The 23,985-nt window shown below is 59.3% G+C and carries 20 protein-coding genes; 10 read left to right on the top strand and 10 right to left on the bottom strand.

From position 1 onward, the window contains the following. Positions 1–12: 12 nt before the first annotated feature. Entirely contained in the window at positions 13–1,446 is a 1,434-nt protein-coding gene (locus QEZ52_RS14710) for an NAD(P)(+) transhydrogenase (Re/Si-specific) subunit beta (protein ID WP_406645170.1), read from the top strand. A 270-nt stretch (positions 1,447–1,716) separates the two neighbouring features. Further along, entirely contained in the window at positions 1,717–2,997 is a 1,281-nt protein-coding gene (locus QEZ52_RS14705; protein ID WP_406645169.1) for a DUF3422 family protein, read from the top strand. Here QEZ52_RS14705 and QEZ52_RS14700 read toward each other — a convergent pair. From QEZ52_RS14700 to QEZ52_RS14685, 4 genes are all read right to left on the bottom strand, one after another. Continuing rightward, a complete protein-coding gene (locus QEZ52_RS14700; protein WP_406645168.1) occupies positions 2,933–4,006 on the bottom strand; it encodes a YeeE/YedE family protein in 1,074 nt (357 codons plus the stop codon). The two genes, QEZ52_RS14705 and QEZ52_RS14700, sit on opposite strands and share 65 nt — an antisense overlap. Positions 4,007–4,215: 209 nt before the next feature. Beyond that, positions 4,216–5,127: an ABC transporter permease gene (locus QEZ52_RS14695; RefSeq protein ID WP_406645166.1), complete on the bottom strand. Its 912-nt coding sequence runs from the start codon at positions 5,125–5,127 to the stop codon at positions 4,216–4,218. Further along, positions 5,120–6,127: an ABC transporter permease gene (locus QEZ52_RS14690; RefSeq protein WP_406645164.1), complete on the bottom strand. Its 1,008-nt coding sequence runs from the start codon at positions 6,125–6,127 to the stop codon at positions 5,120–5,122. The genes QEZ52_RS14695 and QEZ52_RS14690 overlap by 8 nt, the downstream gene beginning before the upstream one ends. A gap of 137 nt (positions 6,128–6,264) precedes the next feature. Further along, positions 6,265–7,965, bottom strand: coding sequence for a peptide ABC transporter substrate-binding protein (locus QEZ52_RS14685; protein WP_406645163.1), 1,701 nt, complete (start codon positions 7,963–7,965; stop codon positions 6,265–6,267). 287 nt (positions 7,966–8,252) lie between these two features. Between QEZ52_RS14685 and QEZ52_RS14680 the strand changes: the two genes are divergently transcribed. The 6 genes from QEZ52_RS14680 (at position 8,253) to QEZ52_RS14655 (ending at position 15,724) form a co-directional block, all read left to right on the top strand. Continuing rightward, positions 8,253–10,073, top strand: coding sequence for an ABC transporter ATP-binding protein (locus QEZ52_RS14680; protein WP_406645161.1), 1,821 nt, complete (start codon positions 8,253–8,255; stop codon positions 10,071–10,073). A gap of 322 nt (positions 10,074–10,395) precedes the next feature. Continuing rightward, positions 10,396–11,562: an acetylornithine deacetylase gene (gene argE / locus QEZ52_RS14675; protein ID WP_406645160.1), complete on the top strand. Its 1,167-nt coding sequence runs from the start codon at positions 10,396–10,398 to the stop codon at positions 11,560–11,562. A gap of 4 nt (positions 11,563–11,566) precedes the next feature. Further along, complete coding sequence (locus tag QEZ52_RS14670) at positions 11,567–11,944, top strand: nuclear transport factor 2 family protein (RefSeq protein ID WP_406645159.1); 378 nt, start codon at positions 11,567–11,569, stop codon at positions 11,942–11,944. A gap of 123 nt (positions 11,945–12,067) precedes the next feature. Continuing rightward, positions 12,068–13,234 (top strand): M20 aminoacylase family protein, encoded by a 1,167-nt coding sequence (locus QEZ52_RS14665; protein ID WP_406645158.1) that lies wholly within the window; start codon positions 12,068–12,070, stop codon positions 13,232–13,234. A gap of 32 nt (positions 13,235–13,266) precedes the next feature. Continuing rightward, complete coding sequence (locus QEZ52_RS14660; RefSeq protein WP_406645157.1) at positions 13,267–14,430, top strand: M20 aminoacylase family protein; 1,164 nt, start codon at positions 13,267–13,269, stop codon at positions 14,428–14,430. A gap of 130 nt (positions 14,431–14,560) precedes the next feature. Further along, on the top strand, positions 14,561–15,724 hold the full coding sequence (locus tag QEZ52_RS14655; protein ID WP_406645156.1) for a M20 aminoacylase family protein: 1,164 nt from the start codon (positions 14,561–14,563) through the stop codon (positions 15,722–15,724). Positions 15,725–15,843: 119 nt separating this feature from the next. On the opposite strand, the gene QEZ52_RS14650 is transcribed toward QEZ52_RS14655, so the two are convergent. The 3 genes from QEZ52_RS14650 to moaA form a co-directional block, all read right to left on the bottom strand. Continuing rightward, positions 15,844–16,884, bottom strand: a complete 1,041-nt coding sequence (locus QEZ52_RS14650) for a glycosyltransferase family 4 protein (protein WP_406650502.1) — start codon at positions 16,882–16,884, stop codon at positions 15,844–15,846. Continuing rightward, a complete protein-coding gene (locus QEZ52_RS14645; RefSeq protein ID WP_406645155.1) occupies positions 16,877–18,181 on the bottom strand; it encodes a 3-deoxy-D-manno-octulosonic acid transferase in 1,305 nt (434 codons plus the stop codon). Before QEZ52_RS14645 ends, QEZ52_RS14650 begins: the two co-directional genes overlap by 8 nt. A 171-nt stretch (positions 18,182–18,352) precedes the next feature. Beyond that, positions 18,353–19,363 (bottom strand): GTP 3',8-cyclase MoaA, encoded by a 1,011-nt coding sequence (gene moaA / locus QEZ52_RS14640; RefSeq protein ID WP_406645154.1) that lies wholly within the window; start codon positions 19,361–19,363, stop codon positions 18,353–18,355. Positions 19,364–19,463: 100 nt separating this feature from the next. Between moaA and QEZ52_RS14635 the strand changes: the two genes are divergently transcribed. Further along, positions 19,464–19,922, top strand: coding sequence for a hypothetical protein (locus tag QEZ52_RS14635; protein ID WP_406645153.1), 459 nt, complete (start codon positions 19,464–19,466; stop codon positions 19,920–19,922). A 17-nt stretch (positions 19,923–19,939) separates the two neighbouring features. Here the strand turns inward: QEZ52_RS14635 and QEZ52_RS14630 are convergent, their stop codons facing one another. Further along, entirely contained in the window at positions 19,940–20,617 is a 678-nt protein-coding gene (locus tag QEZ52_RS14630) for a DNA alkylation repair protein (RefSeq protein ID WP_406645152.1), read from the bottom strand. A 94-nt stretch (positions 20,618–20,711) separates the two neighbouring features. Between QEZ52_RS14630 and QEZ52_RS14625 the strand changes: the two genes are divergently transcribed. Then, positions 20,712–21,431, top strand: coding sequence for an FkbM family methyltransferase (locus tag QEZ52_RS14625; protein ID WP_406645151.1), 720 nt, complete (start codon positions 20,712–20,714; stop codon positions 21,429–21,431). Positions 21,432–21,594: 163 nt separating this feature from the next. Here the strand turns inward: QEZ52_RS14625 and QEZ52_RS14620 are convergent, their stop codons facing one another. Beyond that, positions 21,595–22,143 carry a pyridoxamine 5'-phosphate oxidase family protein gene (locus QEZ52_RS14620; RefSeq protein ID WP_406645149.1) on the bottom strand — a complete coding sequence of 183 codons (549 nt, stop codon included), beginning with the start codon at positions 22,141–22,143 and terminating at the stop codon, positions 21,595–21,597. A gap of 17 nt (positions 22,144–22,160) precedes the next feature. Then, positions 22,161–23,984 (bottom strand): glutamine--fructose-6-phosphate transaminase (isomerizing), encoded by a 1,824-nt coding sequence (gene glmS, locus QEZ52_RS14615; RefSeq protein ID WP_406645148.1) that lies wholly within the window; start codon positions 23,982–23,984, stop codon positions 22,161–22,163. Between the last annotated feature and the right edge of the window lies 1 nt (position 23,985).

Genomic DNA, 23,985 nt, shown 5'->3' with positions numbered 1-23,985 from the left:
GAGGCCGTGGTTATGGATTTTGGCTTTACAACTGCCGCCTATGTCGTTGCGGCTGTTCTCTTCATCCTGTCCCTTGGCGGTCTGTCCGGTCAGGAAAGCGCGAAGCGCGCTGTGTGGTATGGCATTGTCGGCATGGGCCTGGCGGTGTTTGCAACCCTGATCGGCCCCGGTGCCGGTCTGTGGTGGCTGTCGATCCTGCTGATCCCGGCGGGCGGTGTCATCGGCTATCAACTGGCAACCCGTGTCCAGATGACGCAAATGCCGGAACTGGTCGCAGCCATGCACTCTCTGGTGGGTCTGGCGGCTGTCTTTGTCGGCCTGATCGCCCACATCGAGCTGGGCAATGTGCTGGCAATGGATCACGACGCCCGTGAAGGGCTCGAAGGGTTTGCGGCGCTTCTGGCGCATAAATCCTCGGTCGAGGTCAGCATTCTGCGGGTTGAACTGTTCCTGGGTATCTTTATCGGCGCGGTGACCTTTACCGGATCTGTCGTGGCCTATGGCAAGCTGGCTGGCAAACTGTCGTCCGCGGCAACCAAGCTGCCCGGCGGTCATATGCTGAATGCGGGTGCTGCGGCGATTTCGGTGCTCTGCCTGATCTGGTACTTCAGCACCGGTGGGTTCCTGCCGCTGGCGATCATGACCCTGGCGGCGCTGTTCATCGGTTATCACCTGATCATGGGTATCGGTGGGGCTGACATGCCGGTGGTTGTGTCGATGCTGAACAGCTATTCCGGCTGGGCGGCGGCGGCGATTGGCTTCTCGCTGGGCAATGATCTGCTGATCGTGGTCGGCGCGTTGGTTGGTTCGTCAGGTGCGATCCTGTCCTATATCATGTGCAAGGCGATGAACCGGTCGTTCATCAGCGTGATCCTGGGCGGCTTTGGCGGTACTGCTGGTCCGGCAATGGAAGTCGAAGGCGAACAGATCGCCATCGACGCAGACGGTGTTGCCACCGCTTTGGAAGAGGCCGACAGCGTCATCATCATCCCCGGTTACGGCATGGCCGTGGCACAGGCACAACAGAACGTGGCCGAACTGACCCGTCGTCTGCGCGCCAAGGGCAAAGAGGTGCGTTTTGCGATCCACCCGGTCGCTGGACGTCTGCCAGGCCACATGAACGTGCTGCTGGCCGAAGCCAAGGTGCCCTATGACATCGTGATGGAAATGGACGAGATCAACGATGATTTCCCATCGACAGATGTGGCCATCGTGATCGGGTCGAACGACATCGTGAACCCGGCAGCCCAGGAAGACCCCAACAGCCCCATCGCCGGTATGCCGGTTCTGGAATGCTGGAAGGCGAAACAGGTGTTCGTGTCCAAGCGTGGTCAAGGGACCGGATACTCCGGCATCGAAAACCCGCTGTTCTTCAAGGACAACACCCGCATGTTCTATGGTGATGCCAAGGCATCGCTGGACCAGCTGTTGACGATGATCCAGTAATCTCTGGGCTGGGTGCCCCGGTGCCCATCTCAACCACAAACACAACGCCTGTCGCATCTCTGTGCGGCAGGCGTTTTTCTTTCTGCGGTCCTGTTGTCACAGCCGAGCGCTGATTGGTCCTGTGTTTGCTCTGCGTCTGGCCCTCAGTGCGTCAACAGGCATCGTTGTGTGGTTCGTATGCGATGGTGTTCAATTAAACTATTGAAATAAAACGCTTCTTGAGGCCTGATCGAGGTCTGGTATAACGTGGAGCAACCTTGGAGAGCGCACGTGCAGACGATCACAGACCATCCATTGCGGTATCAGCTGACCAACGAGCTGCATGCCCGCCCATTCCCGGCCATGACCAGCCCCTGTACGATTGCCTATCTGGCGGTCAAACAACCCCATGAGGCGGCCCATCGGGACCGGCAACAGGATCTGGCACATCTGATCGACCTGCTGGACCGGCACGGGGCCGCGCACCCGCAGCCCGGTGCCACGCATCATTCGGTGCAAATCGGTCGCCATACGCTGAAATGGGAAAGTCATACCGAATTCGTCAGCTATACAGTGTTTTCTGATGGCGTCGGCGCACGGGCGTTTGACCCGCATGACTTTTCGGTGTTTCCCCAGGATTGGCTGGAGGCCGCTCCGGGGCAGCGGATCACGTCGATCCTGATGCGGGTTCAGGAACGCCCGGACCCCGACACGATCCTGGCGTGTCTGAACGATTGGTTCGTTCCCGAAAGCCTGGCCATCTCATCTGTGTTGGATGACAGCGCCATTGCGGGGGGGGATTTCCGGATTGATAGCGCAGGCCATATGCGGTTCGCCGTCTTTGTGTCCGCAGGAACGGGCGAACGACGGATCGGCCGGATCGTACAGCGGCTGTGTGAAATCGAAACCTACAAGGCGATGTCGATGCTTGGGTTTTCGCGGGTGCGGGGGCTGTCAGCCCGTATTGGCGAACTGGACACCCGGCTGAGCGCATTGATGATCGAACTGTCAGATGGGCAGGCCCGCGCGGATGAGACCCTGCCGCCCTTGCTGTCCGTCGCAACCGAGCTGGAAACCATCGGTGCCCGGGCGGCGTTTCGATTTGGGGCCACAGGGGCCTACGAAGCCATCGTCAACCAGCGGATTGCATTGCTGCGAGAAGAGCGTTTCATGGGGCGACAGACGTTTTCCGAATTCATGATCCGCCGCTATGACCCGGCCATGCGCACGGTGAAGTCCACCCAACAGCGCGTCGCGCGGCTGGCGGATCGGGCAACCCGCGCCGGAGAGCTTTTGCGGACCCAGGTGGATGTGGCACGCAGCGCCCAGAATCAGGCGCTGTTGGAGAGCATGGACAGGCGGGCAGATACGGCCCTGCGTTTGCAGCACACCGTCGAAGGTCTGTCCGTGGTGGCGATCAGCTATTACGCAGTCTCGCTGGTAAGCTACATGGTGTACCCTTTGGCGGATGTGCTGGAGGTCAGCAAGGGCACGTTGACGGCCGGGATTACTCTGCCGGTTGTAGGTCTGGTCTGGCTGGCGATCCGTCGGATCCGTCAAAAGCTGCATTAAGCAGCTTTGCCGTGCCCCAACCACCGGCGGCAATCGCCGCCAGGGCCAAGAACGCCGCAAAGCTGAGCGTTGGGATGCCGGCCAGCCCGGCCCCAACAGTACATCCACCGGCCAGAACCCCACCGACCCCCATCAAAGACGCACCGGCCAGATACCGGCCGGTCTGGCGCGGGCTGTCAAAGCTCTGCCAGCGGAATTGACGGGTCAACAGGGCCGCGACCAACCCGCCGATCAATACGCCACCGATCAGCGCGCTGCCAAAACCGGCGGGGATCGACGTTGACGCGATGGTATAGAACAACGCATCGGCTGATGGTCGGGTAAAGGACAGGCTTTCCATGGCGATCGGGTCGAATTCGTCAAACAGGATGAACCCGGTCCCGACCCAACCCAACGGCACCAACGCACCGATCAGACCCGCCCCCAACAACAGGGCCGGGCGGGCTCCTGAGCGAACAGCGATAAAGATCGCCAGTGCCACAAGAATCGCGCTCCAGACCAGTGCGCCGCCGGGCAGGGCGGCCAGTGAAACCGTGCCGCCCAGATCGACGGTTGTTTGACGTAGGGTGGCCGCAAGAGGGGCCAGAACCCCCTTGAGCGTTGCGTGGGCCGCTATGGCAAAGACCACGACGCAGGTCAGCGCCCGCAGGTTACCCGCGCCGCTCAGGACGGTCAGACGGGAAATACAGCCCCGGGTCAAGACCATGCCACCCCCAAAGAGCAGGCCACCCGCAAGGATGACCAAAACCGGCAGGTCGGATGACATCAGGCGGTGGCTGTCAAAGGAAATCCAACCGACGTGGGCCGCTGCTTGCGTCCCCATAACCGCCAGTGCGAGCGCCATGAACCAGACACCGGCGGCCTGTTTGCGATCGTCACCGACGATGGCGCGGCGAAAACAGAACCGCGTGATCTGCGCCAGCAGACCGAACAGCAGTCCCAAACCCAAGGCAAACAGAACGCTGACCTCGCGTGCGGTAGTATCTTCAAACCCGAATGTCTCGAACATGTCTTTCTCCAGCCGGAAACAGAATTATTTCCCACTTGATCGGGAATGAAATCAAAATCAATGGTATGTGAATATGATTCATCGCTCCCGTTCGGGAAATCCTTCTGGATGAGGGGCGGGTTTCAAAATCCAATTCTGCAATATCGGGGTGGGTGAAACAAAAACAGCCGCCCGGGTGGGGCGGCTGTATTCATGTTCTTTTTTGGAGCTCAGCGGCCGCGGATCCGCGGATCCAATGCGTCGCGCAGACCATCGCCCAGATAGTTGACGCTAAGCACCGTCAGCGAGATCGCCATACCGGGCCAGAACACCCGTTCGGGGTGTTGTTGCAGATAGTCGGTCGCATCAAACAACAGACGACCCCACGTCGGGAAATCCGGCGGAAAGCCCAGTCCCAGGAACGAAAGCGCGCTTTCGGTGATGATCGCGGTAGCAATCCCCAGCGTCGCGGACACCATGATCGGAGACAGGACATTGGGCAGGATGTGCCGGGTGATCAGCTTGGTATTGGTGGTGCCGATGGATCGGGCGGCCAAAACAAACTCCCGTTCCTTCAGCGCCAGAACATCGCCGCGCACGATCCGTGCGGTCGGCATCCATGATGTGATCCCGATCGAGACCACGATCAGGATGAAAATTCCCTGTTCCAGCCCGAACATTGCATTCAGCCGTTCGCGGAACAGCAACATCATGACCAGCAACAGCGGCAGCAGCGGCAAGGCCAGAAACAGGTCGGTCAGCCGCATCAACGGCCCGTCGAGCTTCTTGAAGAACCCGGCCAGCACACCGATGAACGATCCCAGGAACAGCGCCAGCAACATTGCGGTAATGCCGACCGACACAGATGTCTGTCCACCGGCCATCATCCGGGCCAGCATGTCGCGACCCAGTTGGTCGGTGCCAAAGGGGTGCGCAAACGTCATGCCCTGATTGCGAGAGCGGATGTCGATCCGGGTCGGGTCGATATCCCAGAAGAACGGGCCCAGATAGACGCCAAGCACGATCATGATGAACAGAATCGCGCCGATCATGGCACCCTTGTGGGTCTTGAACTGGTCCCAGACGTCCAGCCATTGACTGCGCGGCGGGGCCGTGGGGACGGGATTGGAAAGCTCAGTCATAGCGGATCCTCGGATCAAGAATGCCGTAGAGCACGTCTGCGACGAGGTTGAAGAGAACGATCAGCACTGCGAAGATGAAGGTCAGCGTCTGCACCATGGGCAGGTCATTGGCCTGAATCGCACCGATCAGAAGCTGGCCGATTCCGTTCACCTTGAACACCTGTTCGGTGATGATGGCACCGCCAAAGATCGCGGGAATTCCCAGGGCGATGACTGTGACGACCGGGATCATCGAATTGCGCAGCACATGGACCATCACAACGGTGTATTCGCTCAGACCTTTGGCCCGGGCCGTGCGCACGTAATCCTGGTTCAGGTTGTCCAGCATCGACGCCCGCATGAACCGGCTGAGCTGGGCGGTGATCTGCAACGCCAACACCATCACCGGCATCACCATCTGTTGCAGCTGTTTGACGAAACTGTCCCAGCTGTTGACCACCAGAGTGGTATCGTAAATCGATGGGAACCAGCCCAGTTGCACCGAAAAGATCACGATGACCAATACGCCGGAAAAGAACGGCGGCACCGAAAACCCGACCATCGACACGAATGTCCCGGCCTGGTCGAACCAGCTGTATTGGCGATAGGCGGAATAGATACCAATGGGAATCGCGATGACGATGGCCACCAGGTAAGCCGTGCCCACAACCCACAGGGTCTGCGGGATCCGCTGGACCACGATGTCCATGACGGGCGAACGGGTCTGCCACGAGATGACTCGCAGATCGCCTGCGGAGAATGCGGTGCCAAAAATCGAATCGATCAGGACCTGGGGCTCGATCCAGAAAAACTGGACGATCCACTTCCAGAACCGGATATGCATCGGTTGCCCCAAACCCAGGGCCTCGCGCATTTTCTCTTTGACTTCGGGGGGGACGGTCAGGGGGACCTGGGCCATGGGGTCGCCTGGTGCCAGTTCCAGCAGCAGGAAGATCACAAGACTGATGAACAAAAGCGTCGGAACGGCTAGAACCAATCGCCGGATTGTAAAGGTCAGCATTCAGGGGCGCCTTTGCAGCTTAGTCTTCTAAGTTTTGAGCTGAGGGTGTTTACCCGCGTCCCGGGTCGGGTCAAGGCCCTGCGTTGCAAAAACGCAAGGCCCCGGCCGATGGGCCGGGGCGCAAGTCTCAGATCGTATCAGGCGCCGTCTTTGCGGTACCAATCGGCAGCGTTCCAGATTTCGCTGTCCCAAACATTCAGGATGACACCACCCAGCGTGTTTGAATGCGCCGACAGACGACCACGGTGCACCAGCGGAATAACCGATCCGCTTTCGATGATCATGTCATTCAGCTGACGGGCGATCTCTGCGCGTGCATCGATTCCGGCAGTCTGGGTCAGCTTCTTGTGCAGCTCATCATAGGCCGGATCACAGAAGCGCGAGATGTTCTCGCCCTGCCACTGGGATGCAGGGCTGGGTGCTTTGTCACACAGGTAGTTGCCCAGATAGGACTGTGGATCTGTACCATTGAAGGTGTTGGCATACATTTCAACGTCGGCATAGAACTTCTGGAAGGTGTCAGGCGAACCCGGATCCCCACCAAAGAAGACCGATGCGTTCAGGTTGCGCAGCTCGGCGTCGATACCGATTTCGCTCCACCACTGTTTGATCAGGGCTTGGAAGTCCTGACGCACGGCGTTGGTCGAAGTCTGGTAGGTGAAGCTGAGGCGGACGCCATCCTTGGCCCGGATACCGTCGGCTCCTTTGGCCCAACCGGCATCATCCAGCATCTTGTTGGCACCTGCGATGTCCTGAGTCAGACAGGATGTGTTGTCCGATGCATAGATCGCCGGGGCCGGAACCAGGTTACAGGTCAGCTTGCCCGCCTGGCCATAGCCGATTTCCACCAACAACGGACGGTCAATGGCCATCGACATGGCCTTGCGTACGGCCGGGTCTGCGGTCTTGGGGTTGGGACGCACAACCGCGCGTTCATCCGGACCCAACGCCGGATCGGGGTTGGTGTTGTTGACCATGATGCGTTCAACCAGCGGGCCAAAGCCGGCAATCGGTGTGCCTTTGCCGCCTTCTTGCATCTGGGCGATCACTTCCGGTGCCAGCTGCAGATTCCAGGCATAGTCAAATTCGCCGGTCTCCATCACAGCACGACCTGCCGCCGTTGCGTCGCCACCACCCTTGAAGGTCAGTGTTGCAAACGCGGGCTTGGCCGGATCGCGATAGTTCTGGTTGGCCGACATGGAAATCACGTCGTTGGGGCGGAATTCATCCACCACGAACGGACCTGTGCCAACCGGGTTAAAGTTCGCTTCAGTGCATTCGGGCGCTTTGGCACCCATGCAGTTTTCGAATTGAGCCTGCTGGATGATCGGGCTTTCGTTGCCGACAAAGGGGCCATAGGGGAACGGGGTCGGACCACCAAAGGTGACTTTGACGGTCAGATCATCAACGACGCTGACGTCGGTAACGCCCTCGTATTTCGACAACTGCGCACAGCCACCTTCCGGATGCATGCAATAGTCAGCGGTGAATTTTACGTCGTTGGCTGTAAAAGCTGAGCCATCCGACCAGGTCAGGCCCGGTGCGATCTTCCAGGTGATCGAGGTCAGGTCTTCGCTGACTCCACCGTTGTCCACGGTCGGAACTTCGCTCGCCAGCCACGCAACAAGATTGCCGTTCTGGTCGTAACGGGCAAGCGGCTCAACAACCAGAGACGCCGCTTCGGTGTCCTTGGTGCCGCCTGACAGGAACGGGTTTAGAATCGATGGGGCCTGCCAGTAGATAATGCTGACATTTCCGTCCGAGCCGCGTTCGGCCATAGCCATTGGGGCAAAGGCCGTGCTGGCAATTGCGCCGAGCAAAAGGGCTTTTATTTTCATTTTTCACTCCTTGTTGGACACATTTGTGTCTCGTTCTTGTCTGCAGACCAAGTGGATCTGCGTTGCACAATCCCGGAGTTAAGATGCTGAAAAAAAACAGAATTTGCAACCTGTTTTCGGCCGCAAATTGTCATCCCCCGAGACTTGTCACTCAGCGCATCGAAACAGAGTTTCAAAAAAATGCAAGCCTTGCCGTAGCGAAATTTGCAGCTTTGGTTTGACGCCATCCCGGCATGCGCCTAGCTTTTGGATCCAAGAAACAATTCACGGACACGGGGAAAACACTGGTGCTGGATCAACCTATTGCACAGATCAAAGAGCTGCGTGTCGAGTTCCAGACCAAGGATGGTCCGGTGGTTGGCGTCGAAAATGTCTCCTTCGATGTCAATCCGGGCGAAACGGTTTGTATCGTCGGCGAATCAGGGTCGGGCAAATCGGTTTCGTCGCTGTCGCTGATGCGATTGGTTGAATTCGGCGGCGGAGAGATCGCAGGCGGACGTTTGATCTTTGATCGTCGTTCGGGCGGGAACATGGATCTGGCCGATGCGGATCAGGACCTGATGAAACAGATCCGCGGCAATGAGATTGGCATGATCTTTCAGGAGCCGATGACGGCGTTGAACCCTGTGTTCACCGTTGGCCGCCAGCTGACCGAAGGGTTGCGGGTTCACAAGGGGCTGAGCAAAGCCGCGGCCGAGGCCCGCGCGATCGAACTGCTGCGCGAGGTGCGTATCCCGGAACCTGAACGGCGCATGTCGCAATTCCCGCATGAGCTTTCGGGGGGGATGCGTCAGCGGGTGGTGATCGCCATGGCGATGGCCTGCGAGCCACGCCTGCTGATCGCGGACGAACCGACAACGGCGCTGGACGTGACCATTCAGGCGGAAATTCTGGCACTGATGGACCGACTGAAACGGGAAACCGGCACAGCGGTGATGTTCATCACCCACGACATGGCCGTGGTGGCCCAGATGGCCGACCGTGTGGTGGTCATGTTCCGCGGCAACAAGGTCGAAGAGGGCAGCGTCACCGAGATCTTCGAGAATCCGACGCATGATTACACCAAGGCGCTGTTGGCGGCGGTGCCGAAACTGGGCGAAATGCGGGGCAAGGCATATCCCGAACCGATGAAGCTGCTGGGGGTGGATCAGGGTGAACTGTTACCGATCCCGGGAACCGAAGCCCCGCTGCTCAAGGTCAAGGGGCTGACGACCCGTTTCCCGGTCAAGGGCGGCTTTTTCCGTCGAACCATCGCCAATGTCCATGCGGTCGAAGACGTCTCATTTACCCTGAACAAGGGGCAGACCCTGTCGTTGGTGGGCGAATCGGGCTGTGGAAAATCTTCGGCCGGGCGCTCGATTCTCCGGCTAGTGGAACCGATTGCGGGCGAAATCGATCTGGACGGCGTCGATATCATGAAGCTGGACCAATCCGGCCTGCGCGATGCGCGGCTGGATATGCAAATGATTTTTCAGGATCCATTTGCGTCGTTGAATCCAAAGATGAAGCTGGAGGAACAGGTTGCCGAACCGATGCGCAATTATGGCCTGACAACGGGATCGGAACGCAGCGACCGCGTTGCGCATCTGTTTGATCGGGTCGAACTGCCGCGCAGCTTCATGCGCCGCTATCCGCACGAGTTGTCGGGCGGGCAACGCCAACGGATCGCCATTGCACGGGCTCTGGCGCTGAACCCGAAGCTGATCATCGCGGATGAAGCCGTATCGGCGCTGGACGTTTCGGTGCAGGCACAGGTTCTGAACCTGATGATGGAGCTGCAGGCCGAACTGGGGCTTAGCTTTTTGTTCATCAGCCACGACATGGCCGTTGTCGAACGGGTCAGCCATCATGTGGGGGTGATGTATCTGGGTCGCATCGTGGAAATGGGGCCGCGCGCCCGCGTGTTTGAAAACCCCCAACATCCCTATACACAGGCCCTGATGAAGGCGGTGCCGATTGCAGACCCACACCGTCGCAAGTCGGAAAAGGACCTGAACTTCAAACCGATTCCCTCGCCGATCCATGGTCTGGACTACGACCCGGCCCCGTCGGAATATAACGAGGTAGAACCGGGCCACTACGTGCTGACCACCGACAGTGGGTACTAAGTTGCGCCGGGAGCGTGCAAGCGCTTCAGGTATCACTTGGGGAAAGGCTGGATTTGAGTATTTGGAACGAGAAGAAGCAGGGGGCTGCGTTTTCTTCGAGAAGGTCCACCCCTCGACCCGGCCTGACCGTCAGACGGAACACCGGCGGGGTCTCGGGGCTTCTCCTCGTACGGCCATCGGCTCTCCAGCCTGTACCGCACATACAAACGACAGCATCACGGTTGAAATCCCGTTAACAGGGGTGCAACACCCCGGGTTTCTTCTCGTTGAAAATACTCGAATTCCAAACCGCGCCGGATGCGCAGCGGTCTGAGGAGCAGCAATGACCCAACACCTCTCCCCACGTGAGATCATGACCAAATTGATCTCTTTTCCCACCGTCAGCCGCGACACCAACCTGCCGCTGGTTGATTGGGTGCAGGACTATCTGGCCGGGCATGGCATCGACAGCCACCGCTGGGTTGACCCGGTCCAGCCACACAAGGCGGCCACCTTTGCCCATGTCGGGCCCGAGGTCGAAGGCGCGGTTGTCCTGTCGGGGCACACGGATGTGGTGCCCATAGATGGCCAGCCCTGGAGCAGCGATCCATTCACCGTCACTGAGCGGGACGGAAAATACTTTGGCCGTGGCACCTGCGACATGAAAGGCTTCGATGCGCTGGCGATCTGGGCCCTGGTCGAAGCAAAACGCTCGGGCGTGAAACGCCCGCTGCAACTGGCGCTCAGCTTTGATGAGGAAATCGGGTGTACGGGCGCGCCGCCGATGATCGAGGCAATGCAGCCGCTGATGCCCAAGGGGTCATCGGTGATTGTTGGAGAGCCGTCGGTGATGAAGGCGGTGACAGGCCACAAGGGCGGGCAGGGGTTCGCAACCCATGTGGTCGGTTTCGAGGTGCACAGCTCGCTCATGCACACCGGGGTCAGCGCGATCATGCAAGGTGCGCGTCTGATTGACTGGGCAAATCTGCGCAATGCGGAAAACATGGCGCGCGAACCGGGAACCATTGCCGCGATGTTCACGCCGCCATGGACGACGTGCCACGTGGGCATGATCGAGGGGGGGACCGCCCATAATATCACCGCCAAAGACTGTCGGTTCATGGTTGATTTCCGTGTGGTGCCAGGCGAACAGGCCGATGTCTGGCGTGACGCTTATCTGGCCGAAGTCGCACGGGTTCAGGCAGACATGCAGGCGATCCGTCCCGAGGCCCGGATTGATGTGGAAAAACGCTTTGATGTGCCAGCGTTGGTGCCGGAACAGGATGGGGAGGCCGAAGCATTGGTGCGGGCGATCACCGGTGACAATGCCGGTCATGTGGTCAGCTATGGCACCGAAGCCGGGCAATTCCAGCAGGCCGGATATTCAGCCGTGATTTGCGGCCCCGGCGATATCGCGCAGGCCCATCAGCCGGACGAATTCATCAGCATCGAACAATTCAATGCTGGGCATGACTTTATGCGTCGCCTGGTTCAGCGGTTGCAGGAGTGAATTCATGTCCAATCATCGTCGCCACCTGGTCCAAACCTATTTCGACCATATGACCGCTGGCAACATTGATGCCATTGTGGCGATGTTTACCCCCGACGGGCTGGTTCATTCGCCATTCCTGGGCGTGATAAAGGCCGGGGAGTTTTACGCCAAGCTGGACAATGCTTCGGCCCAAAGCATCTTGACGGTCTTGGATGTGCTGGTGGGCGAGACGACAGCGGCGGCGCGTTTCCGTTATGACTGGACCCTGCACGGCGGCGACAAGATCTTGTTCGAAGGGGTGGACCATTTCACTTTTGACGATCAGGATCTGTTTACTGATATGCGGATCTATTACGACACCCACCCGGCGCGGCAGGAGGTGGGCGACAAATACGCCTGATCGGACGACGGGTGACGTGGCGTCCTCTACCGGCGAAACCTGCGACATTGTGACTTGCGCTGCACGACTGGGTGGCAGACAGTTCCTGCACAAGACAAGCACCATCAGCCGTTTGGGGGAAACATGCCGATCAAGAACAGATTTGCCGAAATGCAGGGCGAGATCACAGAATGGCGCCGCCATTTGCACCGGCATCCCGAATTGCAATTTGACGTGCATGAAACTGCGGCTTTTGTGGTGGATCGGTTGAAAGACTTTGGGATCAGTGACATCACCACCGGGATCGGAAAAACCGGTGTGGTCGCGGTGATCGAGGGCAAAACCGACACGGCGGGCAAGGTTATCGGCCTGCGCGCTGATATGGATGCACTGCCGATCACAGAGGCGACGGGGCTCGACTATGCGTCAACTGTGCCGGGCAAGATGCATGCCTGTGGTCATGACGGGCACACGTCTATTCTGCTGGGGGCCGCGAAATACTTGGCCGAGACACGCAATTTCGATGGCAAAGTCGTGTTGATCTTTCAACCTGCCGAAGAAGGCGGCGGCGGCGGTCTCGAGATGTGCAAGGACGGGATGATGGACCGCTGGAACATCCAGGAGGTTTATGGGCTGCACAACATGCCGGGGATGCCTGTGGGTTCATTTGCAATCCGGCCCGGTGCATTGCTGGCGTCATCTGACGAATTTGAAATTGTCGTAACAGGGCGCGGTGGTCATGCTGCGGCCCCGCATGAAGCGGTGGACAGTACCCTGGTGGCCGCGCAGATCCTGTTGTCACTGCAGACCATCGTGTCGCGCAACGTGGACCCGATCAAACAGGTTGTGTTGACGGTTGGGACATTCGAAACCGACAGCGTGGCGTCAAATGTGATCGCCCATACCGCGACGATGCGGGGGACCGTCAGGACGCTGGACCCTGAGTATCGCACGATGGCCGAAGAGCGGGTGCGTCGGATTGCGACCGATACCGCCTCGGCGCTTGGCGCGCGCGCGGATGTCACTTGGACGCAGGGGTATCCCGTGACGGTGAACACGCCTGATGAAACCGGGTTTGCCGCCGATGCCGCCCGCGCCGTTTCGGGGCACGTCGATGATGCCACCGACCCGATCATGCCGTCCGAGGATTTTTCCTATATGCTGGAAGAGCGGCCGGGTGCCTATATTTTCCTGGGCAATGGCGATACCGAAATGTGTCACCATCCATCCTATGTTTTTGACGACGAGGCGATCCCATTGGGGTGCAGCTGGTTCGCCGAGCTGGTGGAGCGGCGCATGCCGGTGGCCTGATCCGGGCCGGTCGACAAGGGGGGAGAAGTTTCATGCCGATCAAGAACCGTTTGGCCGAATTGCACGGTGAAATCGCCGCGTGGCGACGCGACATCCACGAAAACCCAGAGATCCTGTATGACACCCACCGCACCAGCGCATTGGTGGCGGATAAGTTGCGAGAGTTCGGCTGTGACGAGGTGGTGACCGGCATCGGGCGCACCGGCGTCGTCGGAGTGATCCGGGGGCGCAGTGACACCAAAGGGGCCGTTATCGGGCTGCGGGGTGACATGGACGCGCTGCCGATGCAAGAACAGACCGGGCTGGAACATGCGTCGAAAACGCCGGGTGCCATGCATGCCTGTGGGCATGACGGACACACGGCGATGGTGCTGGGCGCGGCCAAGTATCTGAGCGAGACGCGGAATTTCGATGGCACTGTGGTGGTGATCTTTCAACCTGCCGAAGAAGGCGGCAATGGTGCCGAAGCCATGTGCAAGGATGGGCTGATGGACCGGTTCGGTATTCAGGAAGTCTATGCCATGCACAATGTTCCGGGGCTGGACACCGGGCAGTTTGCCATCCGCTCCGGCCCGTTGCTCGCTGCGGCGGATGTATTCGACATTAGGCTGACCGGGCGCGGAGGCCATGCGGCGAAACCGCAGGACACGGTTGATACGACAGTGATGCTCAGCCAGGTGATTGTCGCCTTGCAGACCATCATGTCGCGCAACGTGAACCCGACGCTCCAGGCGGTTGTGTCGGTAACCTCGGTGGAGACCTCCTCGACTGCCTTCAATGTGATCCCCCAATCTGCCCGACTGCGCGGAACCGTGCGGACCCATTCCGGCGAGATGCGTGACCTGATCCAAGCCCGTCTGGGCGCGCTGGTGCGTGATATCGCACTGGCCTTTGGTGGAACGGCCCAGGTGACATATGACAGGGGAGTTCCGGTAACGGTGAACGCGCCGGATCAGACGGCTTTTGCTCGCCAGGTTGCGGTGGATGTGGGCGGCAGCTGCGCAGAGGCTCCGATGGTGATGGGGGGAGAGGATTTCTCTTTCATGCTCGAAGAGCGCCCGGGAGCCTTTATCATTCTTGGCAACGGCGACAGCGCAGGGCTGCACCATCCGGAATATGACTTCAACGACGAGATCATCCCGCTGGGGTGTTCGTGGTTTGCCGAAATGGTCGAGCGTCGCATGCCTGCTGCCTGAGGCAGCAGGCATGCGACGCCTGTCGGACCGGGACCGGGTTTCGCAGAAACCCGCAGCCCGGTTCGAAATTTGAATTTCTTGCGCGATCTCAGGGCGCAAGACGAGTTGAGCTTTGAAGGAGAAGACCCCAATGCCCGTCAAGAACCGCTTTGCCGAGTTGCAGACCGAAATCACCGAATGGCGTCGTGACATTCACGAAAATCCTGAAATCCTGTTCGAGACGCACCGCACCAGCGCGCTGGTGGCGGAAAAGCTCAAAACCTTTGGCTGTGACGAGATCGTCACCGGTATTGGCCGCACCGGTGTGGTCGGTGTGATCAAGGGCAAGACTGATACAGCCGGCAAGGTGATTGGCCTGCGTGCGGATATGGACGCTTTGCCGATCCATGAAGCGACGGGGTTGGACTATGCGTCCAAGACCGACGGCGCGATGCATGCCTGTGGTCATGATGGCCATACCGCGATGCTGCTGGGCGCGGCAAAATACCTTTCGGAAACCCGTAATTTCGATGGCACCGTTGTGGTGATTTTTCAGCCTGCCGAAGAAGGGGGCGGCGGAGGCAAGGTCATGTGCGATGATGGCATGATGGACCGCTGGAACATTCAGGAAGTGTACGGCATGCACAACTGGCCGGGCCGTCCGGTGGGGTCCTTTGCCATCCGTCCCGGCGCGTTTTTTGCTGCGACCGACACGTTTGATATCACATTGGAGGGGCGTGGCGGTCACGCGGCAAAACCACAGGAAACCGTGGACACAACAGTGATGGCTGCCCAGACGGTGCTGGCGCTGCAGACGATCGCGTCGCGCAACGCCGATCCGATTGATCAATTGGTGGTCTCCGTGACCTCATTCGAGACGTCCTCCAAGGCGTTCAACGTGATCCCGCAGCGGGTACAGCTGAAGGGCACAGTACGCACCCTGAGCCAGGAAATGCGGGAGCTGGCTGACAAACGCATTCACGAGATCTGTAATGGGATTGCGGCAACGTTTGGTGGATCTGCCGATATCACCTATGACCGTGGTTACCCCGTGATGGTCAATTCTGAGGCCCAGACCGAATTTGCCGCCAAGGTGGCGTCGGATGTATCTGGTACTTGCGAAGAGGCTCCGCTGGTCATGGGCGGCGAAGATTTTGCCTATATGCTCGAAGAGCGCCCCGGTGCCTATATTCTGGTTGGCAATGGCGACACGGCCATGGTGCACCACCCGGAATACAATTTTAACGACGAAGTAATCCCGGCTGGCTGCAGCTGGTGGGCCGAGATCGTCGAACAGAGGATGCCGGTGGCCTGAGATATGGTCTGAACCGGTATCAAGGCAGGGGGGCTTTCTGCCCCCCACGCCTTGCAATCCGGGTCGGATTGCAAGGCTCCCCCCGAAGGTATTTTTCACCAGAAAGAAGCAGGCACGCGTTACTGACCCCAGAGTTGGTCATAGACGGCTTCGATGCCATCCGCTTCGGTGGAGATGCTAAAACTGTTCTCGGCAATATCGCGCGCGGCGCGCGAGAGCGCCGCATGGCGATGGGGATCATCCAGTAGTGCCTGGGCGGCCTGGGCGGCCTGTTGCGAGGTCTCAAGCGGGACAATAAGACCGCCACGTCCCTGTGCGGAGAACGCGCGATAATAACCCGTGTCGCTGCCAATGAATGGCACACCACTGGCCATGCCTTCGAGCGGTGCCATACCATAGCCCTCATAGCGGGGCAATTGCATGACCAGGGACAACCCGCGCATCAGCTCAGGCAAATCCGTCGATGAGATTTCGCCAGGGAATAAGATGCGATCACTCAGGCCAGCGGCGCGGACGCGGGATTGCAGGTCTTTCAGGAAGGACGAGTGTTCGCGGGCGGCCCGTCCAATGACCAGCGCCGTTGCCCCCGTCAGGGATGGCAACAGGCGTATCATGGCATCGACAAAGAGATCGGTGCCTTTTTCCGGGCGAATGCGCCCAATTGTTGCGATCCCGCATCTGCCACCATATCCCAAGCTCTTCCAGAGCGCTGAACGGTCATGCGCAGGAACAAAAAGAGCGGTATCGACACCATGAGGAACAACGGCGCGGACGTTGGGTACATAGGTGGCCGCCGCTTCGGTTGTGGCGATCACGGCATCCATGCGCGAGATCAGCCAGCGCGGGTAGGCCGAGTGCCGCCGTTGAGCCGCCGAGGTAAATACGATCCGGATCGGCAGTCGCAATACATCGCGCGCCCACAGCGCCGCGCGCATTTCGGGGTTGCGGCGCACATGCCAGATGGAAAACTCTTTTCCCCTGGGGGGCGACCGGCTGAGCTGGCGCGCCTGTGCCACCGAAATCGGCGCAGGACACCCGGGGAGCGGGTGCCCGACCAACCGCAGGTCTCTTGATCTGGCCTGTTGGCGGATCACATTTGCAGCCGTGGCAGATACGCCTGTGAAGTTGCGATTGAAATTGGTCACGAACAGCTCAGCCATCATTCAGCTCCAACGCTCGACACAGGGTCTCCACGACGCCATCCAGAGCGCTGTCCTGGCGCGCCGCGAGCGTTGAACAGGCGGCGCGGGCCTGTTCCAGGCTGGACGCGTCAGTCAGCCAACGATCAACAGCCGCCGCCAGAGATGGAGCATCCGACACTTCGATGGCACCTCCTGACACTTTGAGCGCATCAAAGGTTTCAGCGAAATTTTGCACGCCAGGCCCGCTGATGACCGCGGCATTGGCACGGGCGACTTCGAACGGGTTGTGACCACCGATCGGCTGTAAAGAGCCGCCTAGAAAGACGATTGGGGACAAGGCATACCATATGCCCAATTCGCCCAGCGTATCGGCCAGATACACCTGAACACCATGTTCCGAGCTTTCGTTGTGGCTACGGCGCGACATACTCAGCCCTGCGTCATGCACCAGCCGGCTGACCTCATCGCCGCGTTCGGGATGGCGGGGAGCCAGAACCAGGCACAGGTCAGGGCGGGGGTTCAAAAGATGCCGATGAGCCTGTAACACGACCTCCTCTTCGCCGCGATGGGTCGAGCTGGCCACCCAGACCGGGCGTTCCGCCAACTGTTGACGAATCTGCGCGAGCGCGGCCCCGTCTATGGGGAGAGGCGCGGAAAAGGCCTTGAGATTACTGCCTGGGCGGATTCGATCGGGTGCTGCGCCCATCTTGCGCAGGTGCGTCGCCATTTCGGAATTCTGTGTCAGAAGTACGGAAAACAAATCCATCACGGATCGGGCCGTTTCAGGATACTTGCTCCAACTTTCTACGGATTTGGTCGATAGACGCGCGTTGACCAGAGCCAGTTTCGCTCCGGTTTTCCGGGTGTCCCGCAGGGTCACGGGCCACAATTCGCTTTCGACAAAAATCGCGGCGGTTGGACGCCAATGTTTCAAAAACCGGCGCACGGGCCCCGGCGCATCAAGCGCGGCGAATTGATGACGGGTGCGGGATGGCAACCTTTGTTCAACCAACTTGGCAGAGGTCGCGGTTCCTGACGTGATCAGAAATTCCGCATCTGGCAGCGCCGCGGCCATCCGGGAAACCAAGGTCACTGCAGACAGGCTTTCCCCGACAGAGGCACCGTGCAACCAGACAAGCGTTCCATCGGGACGCGGCAGGCTGGCGTGGCCCATTCGCTCGCGCTGGCGTGTTGGAGAAACACCGTGGCGGGCCAGTTTGCGCATCGCCAGAAAACCCGCAATCGGGGCCAATCCCCGCGTCGCTCCCCTGTAAATCCGCAACAGGGGCGTCGCCCCGGGCAATCCGTCGCTCATGGTCGTCTCACTTCGCTCGCGCGTTCTGCCGTCGCGGTCCACAATGGATCCCAATGGGACGTGGGCCCCTGTCTTCTTTCTGGTCCCAAATACCTCCGCCGGAGGCATCGCGCGCAGCGCGACCCTGTTCCCGACGCAAAGACAAGCCGTCCATTGCAGGTCAAGGCGCGCTCAGCCGCCGGTGTGGCTCATGTGTCGGGACATTGTCCCATCCGCTTTTTGGCGCGAATAATCAAAGTCATGGCCTTTGGGCTTCAGGGTGATGGCCTGGCGGATTGCCGCCTCCAGAACTGTGGGATCATCCGGGTTGTCACGCAGAGCCCCGCGCAGGTCCGCCATATCTTCCTGGCCAAGACACATATACAGATCACCGGTGCAGGTCAGACGCACCCGATTGCAGCTTTCACAGAAGTTATGGCTGAGCGGGGTGATAAAGCCGATTTTCTGCCCGGTCTCTTCGAGCCGCACATAGCGGGCGGGCCCGCCAGAGCGTTCCGCCAGATCGGTGATCGTGTAATGCTGCGCATAGGTGGCCCGCACGTCCTTGAGCGACCAATACTGACCGATCCGCTTTTCGTCGCCCATGTCTTCGCCCATGGGCATGACTTCGATCCACGTCAGGTCCATGTCGCGATCGGCGCACCATTGCGTGATGGCGGGAAGCTCCTCTTCGTTGAATCCTTTGAGCGCGACGGCGTTGATCTTGACCCGAAGCCCGGCTTTTTGTGCGGCGTCGATACCCTTGAGCACCTGTGGCAGGCGGCCCCAGCGGGTCACATCGGCGAATTTCTGTTCATCCAACGTGTCGAGAGAGATGTTCACCCGTCGCACCCCGGCCGCATAGAGATCATCGGCAAAGCGGGCCAGCTGCGATCCATTGGTGGTCAAGGTCAGTTCCTGGAGCGCTCCACTGTCCAAATGGCGCGACATCGACCGAAAGAACGTCATGATATCGCGACGCACCAGAGGTTCGCCTCCGGTAATCCGCAGCTTCTGAACCCCAAGGTTGACAAAGGTCGAACACATGCGGTCCAGCTCTTCGAGCGTCAGTAGTTCTTTCTTGGGCAGAAACGTCATGTTTTCCGACATGCAATACACACAGCGGAAGTCACATCTGTCAGTGACCGAAACGCGCAAATACGTGATCGCGCGGGCGAAGGGATCTATCAGCGGAGCGTTCATGTCCTATAGGTAAAGCGGAGCCTTGCCAGCGGCAAGGGCAATATGGTGTTCCTACTGGTCATAGGACGTCAGCCCGGCTACATCTGGCGTCATGCGATACTTGATCCTTACCCTCCCGCTTTTGATGTTTGGTTGCGATAATGTTCGCAACACCGCCAGTGATCTGGGCGGGTTTCTAAAACCTGCGCCCAAGGCCGAACCAACCCAAACGGCGGTGCCTGCGCCCGATGCCGTGACCGAAGAGGCGCTGCCGACAGAGCAGTCCGGCGACGTCACCCCGCTCCCGTCTGGGCCCAGTAGCCTGCCGGCTTCGGGGGTTACGACCATTGCCGGTCTGGGCGATCCGTCAATCCCGGGTTTGTGGATGGAAACACCGCTGGTGGGCAATGAGCAGGCCGGGCGTGTGGTGTTTGCCGGAACCGGTGCCGAACTGCGGGTGGCGCTCAAACCGATTGCCGGAGCCGAAACCGCAGGAAGCCGCCTGTCGCTGGACGCGATGCGCCAGTTGGGAATCCCGCTGACAGAACTGGTTGAAATCCGGGCCTTTCCTGCGTTCTGAGCCGCACCCTTTGGGGCTCAATCTGGCAGCAATCGGCCGGCTTCCTTGCGGGCAAAGGGTTTCAAGGCCTCGCCATGAATGGCCAGAAATGCCCGAACCCGATCGGGGTCATGTTTGGACAGATCCCGCAACCACCAGGCGACGGCCTTTTGCATGAACCATTCGCGGTCGGGCACATACCCCGCAGCCCAGCCCAGAACCCGGTCGCGCGCGGCCAGTTCCGCAGGTTTGGGGTGGTTTTGTTTGGTCCAGGGCAGGGTGGCCACCAGAGCCGCACGCCGGGTCCACATTTGATCTGAAGTTGTCCAGCCTTCGACGTGATCCAACCGGGTCGGGTCAGCAGTCAGCCGTTTCTGCATTGCCATGCATACATGATCGGCAATCGCCCAGCCGTCAAAATCCGGCATCCAGCTGCAAAGCAGGTCCCAGACGCCGTCATCGGGCCGGATGCGGGCCTGGGTCAACAGCTTGGCCGCTGCGATGCGGGCTTCGTGAATGTTGGTCTGCCACAGCCCATCTGCCACGGCGATCCGCTGTTCGACATCCAACGTCTGGCGCCAGGTCTTGGTCAGATCGTTCAACACCGGGTTGGCGACCCCAAGGTAAGGGCGCTCGACCTTGTGATAGGCGGCCTGGCCTGTGGCCCGTTCGGGATCGGCATGGGCCTGGATCTCGGCCAGATAGGGATGATGCATTTTTTGTGCTCCTGTCAGAGCGCGCAGCATAGCCATGGGTTTTCCCCGATCAAGGGGGCTGATAAAGAGATGGCAAAGCGAGTTGGAGTACGAGATGCGTTTTCTCAAAGGGGTGGAACGGGGTGCCAAGAAATTGGTGCCGGACAGCTGGCGCAAATATTTCCGGGCCTCGAAATACGAACTGTTGATGCGTCGACGGGCTCCGATCGATCTGGTGGTGCATGTTGGGGCACATTGGGCCGAAGATGCCTGGTTTTACGAGGAATGTGGTGCCAGAACCGTGTTGTGGGTCGAGGCCGACCCAGACACATTTTCCAAGTTGCAGGGAATTTTGGCGGACCGCAACGGAACCACCCGGCACCTGTGCGAAAATGCGTTGGTATCGGCGGAAGCAGGCGAAGAGGTGCAGTTCAATCGGTTCAACGGGGATGGCAGCAGCTCATCCATTCACGCATCGACCGATACTTATCGCGAACGGTTCCCGCACAGCCAGGAAACCGGAGAAGTTTTGGCGTTGAAAACCCGCACGCTGCCAGACATCCTGGCGCGTCACGGTATTGATCTGGACCAGGCAAACCGGTCGATGCTGGTTGTGGATGTGCAGGGGCACGAATTGCCGGTGTTGCGCGGGCTGGGGGATCTCCTGCAACAATTTGCCCAGTGCAAATGCGAAGTCAGCCGGGTTCCAATGTACGAGGGTGGCTCCAAGTTCGAAGATATCGATGCGCATATGAAGGCCCGTGGCTTTCGATTGGCGTCACATCGATATGTTCAAGTGCCACGACATGGGGATGTCCTGTATATCAAGGATTGATAACATTTGGCCGGGATCATCCCTTCGGTCGATGGTTTTAAATCAAGAATACGCTACCCACTTTTGGCCTGGCATCTCGTGAAAACACCGTGAGGTGCGGTTCGGCAGCGGAACTGTGCAGGGGCAGCGGGTGAAATCCGAATGAGTGTCCTGGGGTAACCGGTCAGTCGGCAACAGGGACTCCGGTTGATTTCCCATCCAGCGTCCGCGTGTTCTTTTCCGCCCAATAGGAGCGGATGTCGTCATCGGATTTCCCATCCACCCATTTCTGCATGGTGTCGCGTTCCGAGACATACTCCATAAAGGGCACCGCATAACCGCAGGACGTCTGCACCAGGTCCACGCTGACGTCATAGATCTGGCGGGCGCTGCGGTGCGGTGGAAAATTCTGTGCCAGCGACTCCCACTCGCTGTCCGTGATCTGAACCGTTCTGGCCGTGCCATAGCAGCGCAGGATCAGCGGGCGGGTGGTAAAAGAACACCACATCAGCGTCATCCGGGGGTGTTCCAGCAGATGGCCGGCAGTTTCATTCCCGGACCCGGTCAGATTCAGCCAGAGGATCCGATTGGTCCCCATCACCCGCAGGCTGTCCATCCCTTTGGGAGAGATGTTGACCCGTCCGTCCGGCGCAGCCGAGCCGGAAAAGAACATCTGCTGAGCTTCTATGAAGCTGCGGTGGTCGTCATGAATCCGGTCGAATTGTTTGGACATCCGTGTGTTCCTTTGGGTTATTCCACCGTTACTGATTTTGCCAGGTTACGGGGTTGATCCACATCGGTGCCTTTGGCGACCGCCGTGTGATAGGCCAACAACTGGGCCGGAATAGAATAGAGGATCGGGGTCAGGTTTTCCATGATCGGCGGCATCTGTATGGTGATCCAGGTGCCGTCCCTGGCTTCGTCCAACCCGTCCTTGTCCGAGACCAACAGCACCTTTCCTTTGCGGGCCATGACCTCCTGCATATTGGAGACGGTCTTGTCGAACAGGGCGTCACGTGGGGCCAAAACGACCACCGGCATGTGTTGATCAATCAGGGCGATGGGACCATGCTTGAGTTCACCTGATGCATAAGCTTCGGCATGTATATAGCTGATTTCTTTCAGTTTCAATGCGCCTTCATGGGCGAGCGGATACATCACGCCACGCCCCAGAAACAGCACATCCCGGGCTTCACTCAGATGTTGGGCCGCTTGCTGTATCGCATCGTTTTGTTCCAACGCCGTATTCAGTGTATTCGGCAATCCGCGCAATCCGGATACATGATCGGCCAAATCTTCGGCGCTGATTTCGCCGCGATCATTGGCCGCCTTCAGCGCCAGCATCAAGAGCACGGCCAACTGACAGGTAAAGGCCTTGGTCGAGGCAACGCCGATTTCCACCCCGGCATAGATGGGCAAGGCAAGGTCGCTCTCGCGCGCGATCGAGCTTTCGGGCACATTGACAACCGACACGATCTTGTCGGCCTTGTCCTGACAAAATCGCAGGGCGGCCAACGTATCCGCTGTTTCCCCGGATTGGCTGACAAACAATGCCAGGGTGCCCTCTGTGATCGGAGGTTCGCGATAGCGGAATTCGCTTGCGACATCGACTTCGACCGGCAGGCGGGCGATTTTTTCGAACCAGTATTTGGCCGTGAGACAGGCGTAATAGGCGGTGCCACAGGCCACCATGGTCAGGCGTTGGACCTTGGTGAAATCGATCCCGTCGCCGGGCAGGTGCACCATATCATCGCCAACCGGCAGGTAATGGCGGATGGCTTCGGCGATCACATGGGGCTGTTCCGCGATCTCTTTGGCCATGTAATGTTTGTGCCCGCCCTTATCGACCTGGGATGTGTCAATCTGGATGGTGCGCAAGTTACGATTGGCCAACGCGCCATGCTGATCCCGGATTTCGACCCCGCTCCGGGTGACAATCGCGCGGTCGCCCTCTTCCAGATAGGTGATGCGGTCGGTCAGAGGCGCCAGCGCAATGGCATCGCTGCCCACATACATTTCGCCATCTCCATGGCCGATGGCCAACGGAGAGCCCTTGCGCGCGGCGACAATCAGGTCTTCTTCACCGTCAAACAAAAACGCCAGCGCAAACGCACCCTCGAGCCGGTCCAGGGCTTTGAAAGCCGCCTCGACCGGGTCCAGTCCGTCGGTGATATAGCGTTCAGTCAGCAACGCCACGGTTTCGGTGTCGGTTTCGGTCTGGAATTCGATCCCGCACTCTGACAACTCGCCGCGCAAGTCGCGATAATTCTCGATGATCCCATTGTGAACCACGGCAACACAGCCCGCGCGGTGCGGGTGGGCATTGGAAACGGTCGGGGCACCATGGGTGGCCCAGCGGGTATGGCCAATTCCGGATTTGCCAGGCAGCGGGTCATGCACCAACAGGTCGTTGAGGTTGACCAGCTTGCCCACGGCACGCCGACGTCCCAGCTTTCCCTTGTTGACGGTCGCGATGCCGGCGCTGTCATAGCCCCGGTATTCCAGCCGTTTGAGAGCTTCGACAAGCGTTGGCGCAGCTTCGTGGTTGCTCAGAATTCCGACAATTCCACACATG

This window comes from Aliisedimentitalea scapharcae, from assembly GCF_045277565.1.
Classification (GTDB): domain Bacteria; phylum Pseudomonadota; class Alphaproteobacteria; order Rhodobacterales; family Rhodobacteraceae; genus Aliisedimentitalea; species Aliisedimentitalea scapharcae.
This window is presented reverse-complemented; position numbering and strand designations above follow the sequence as displayed.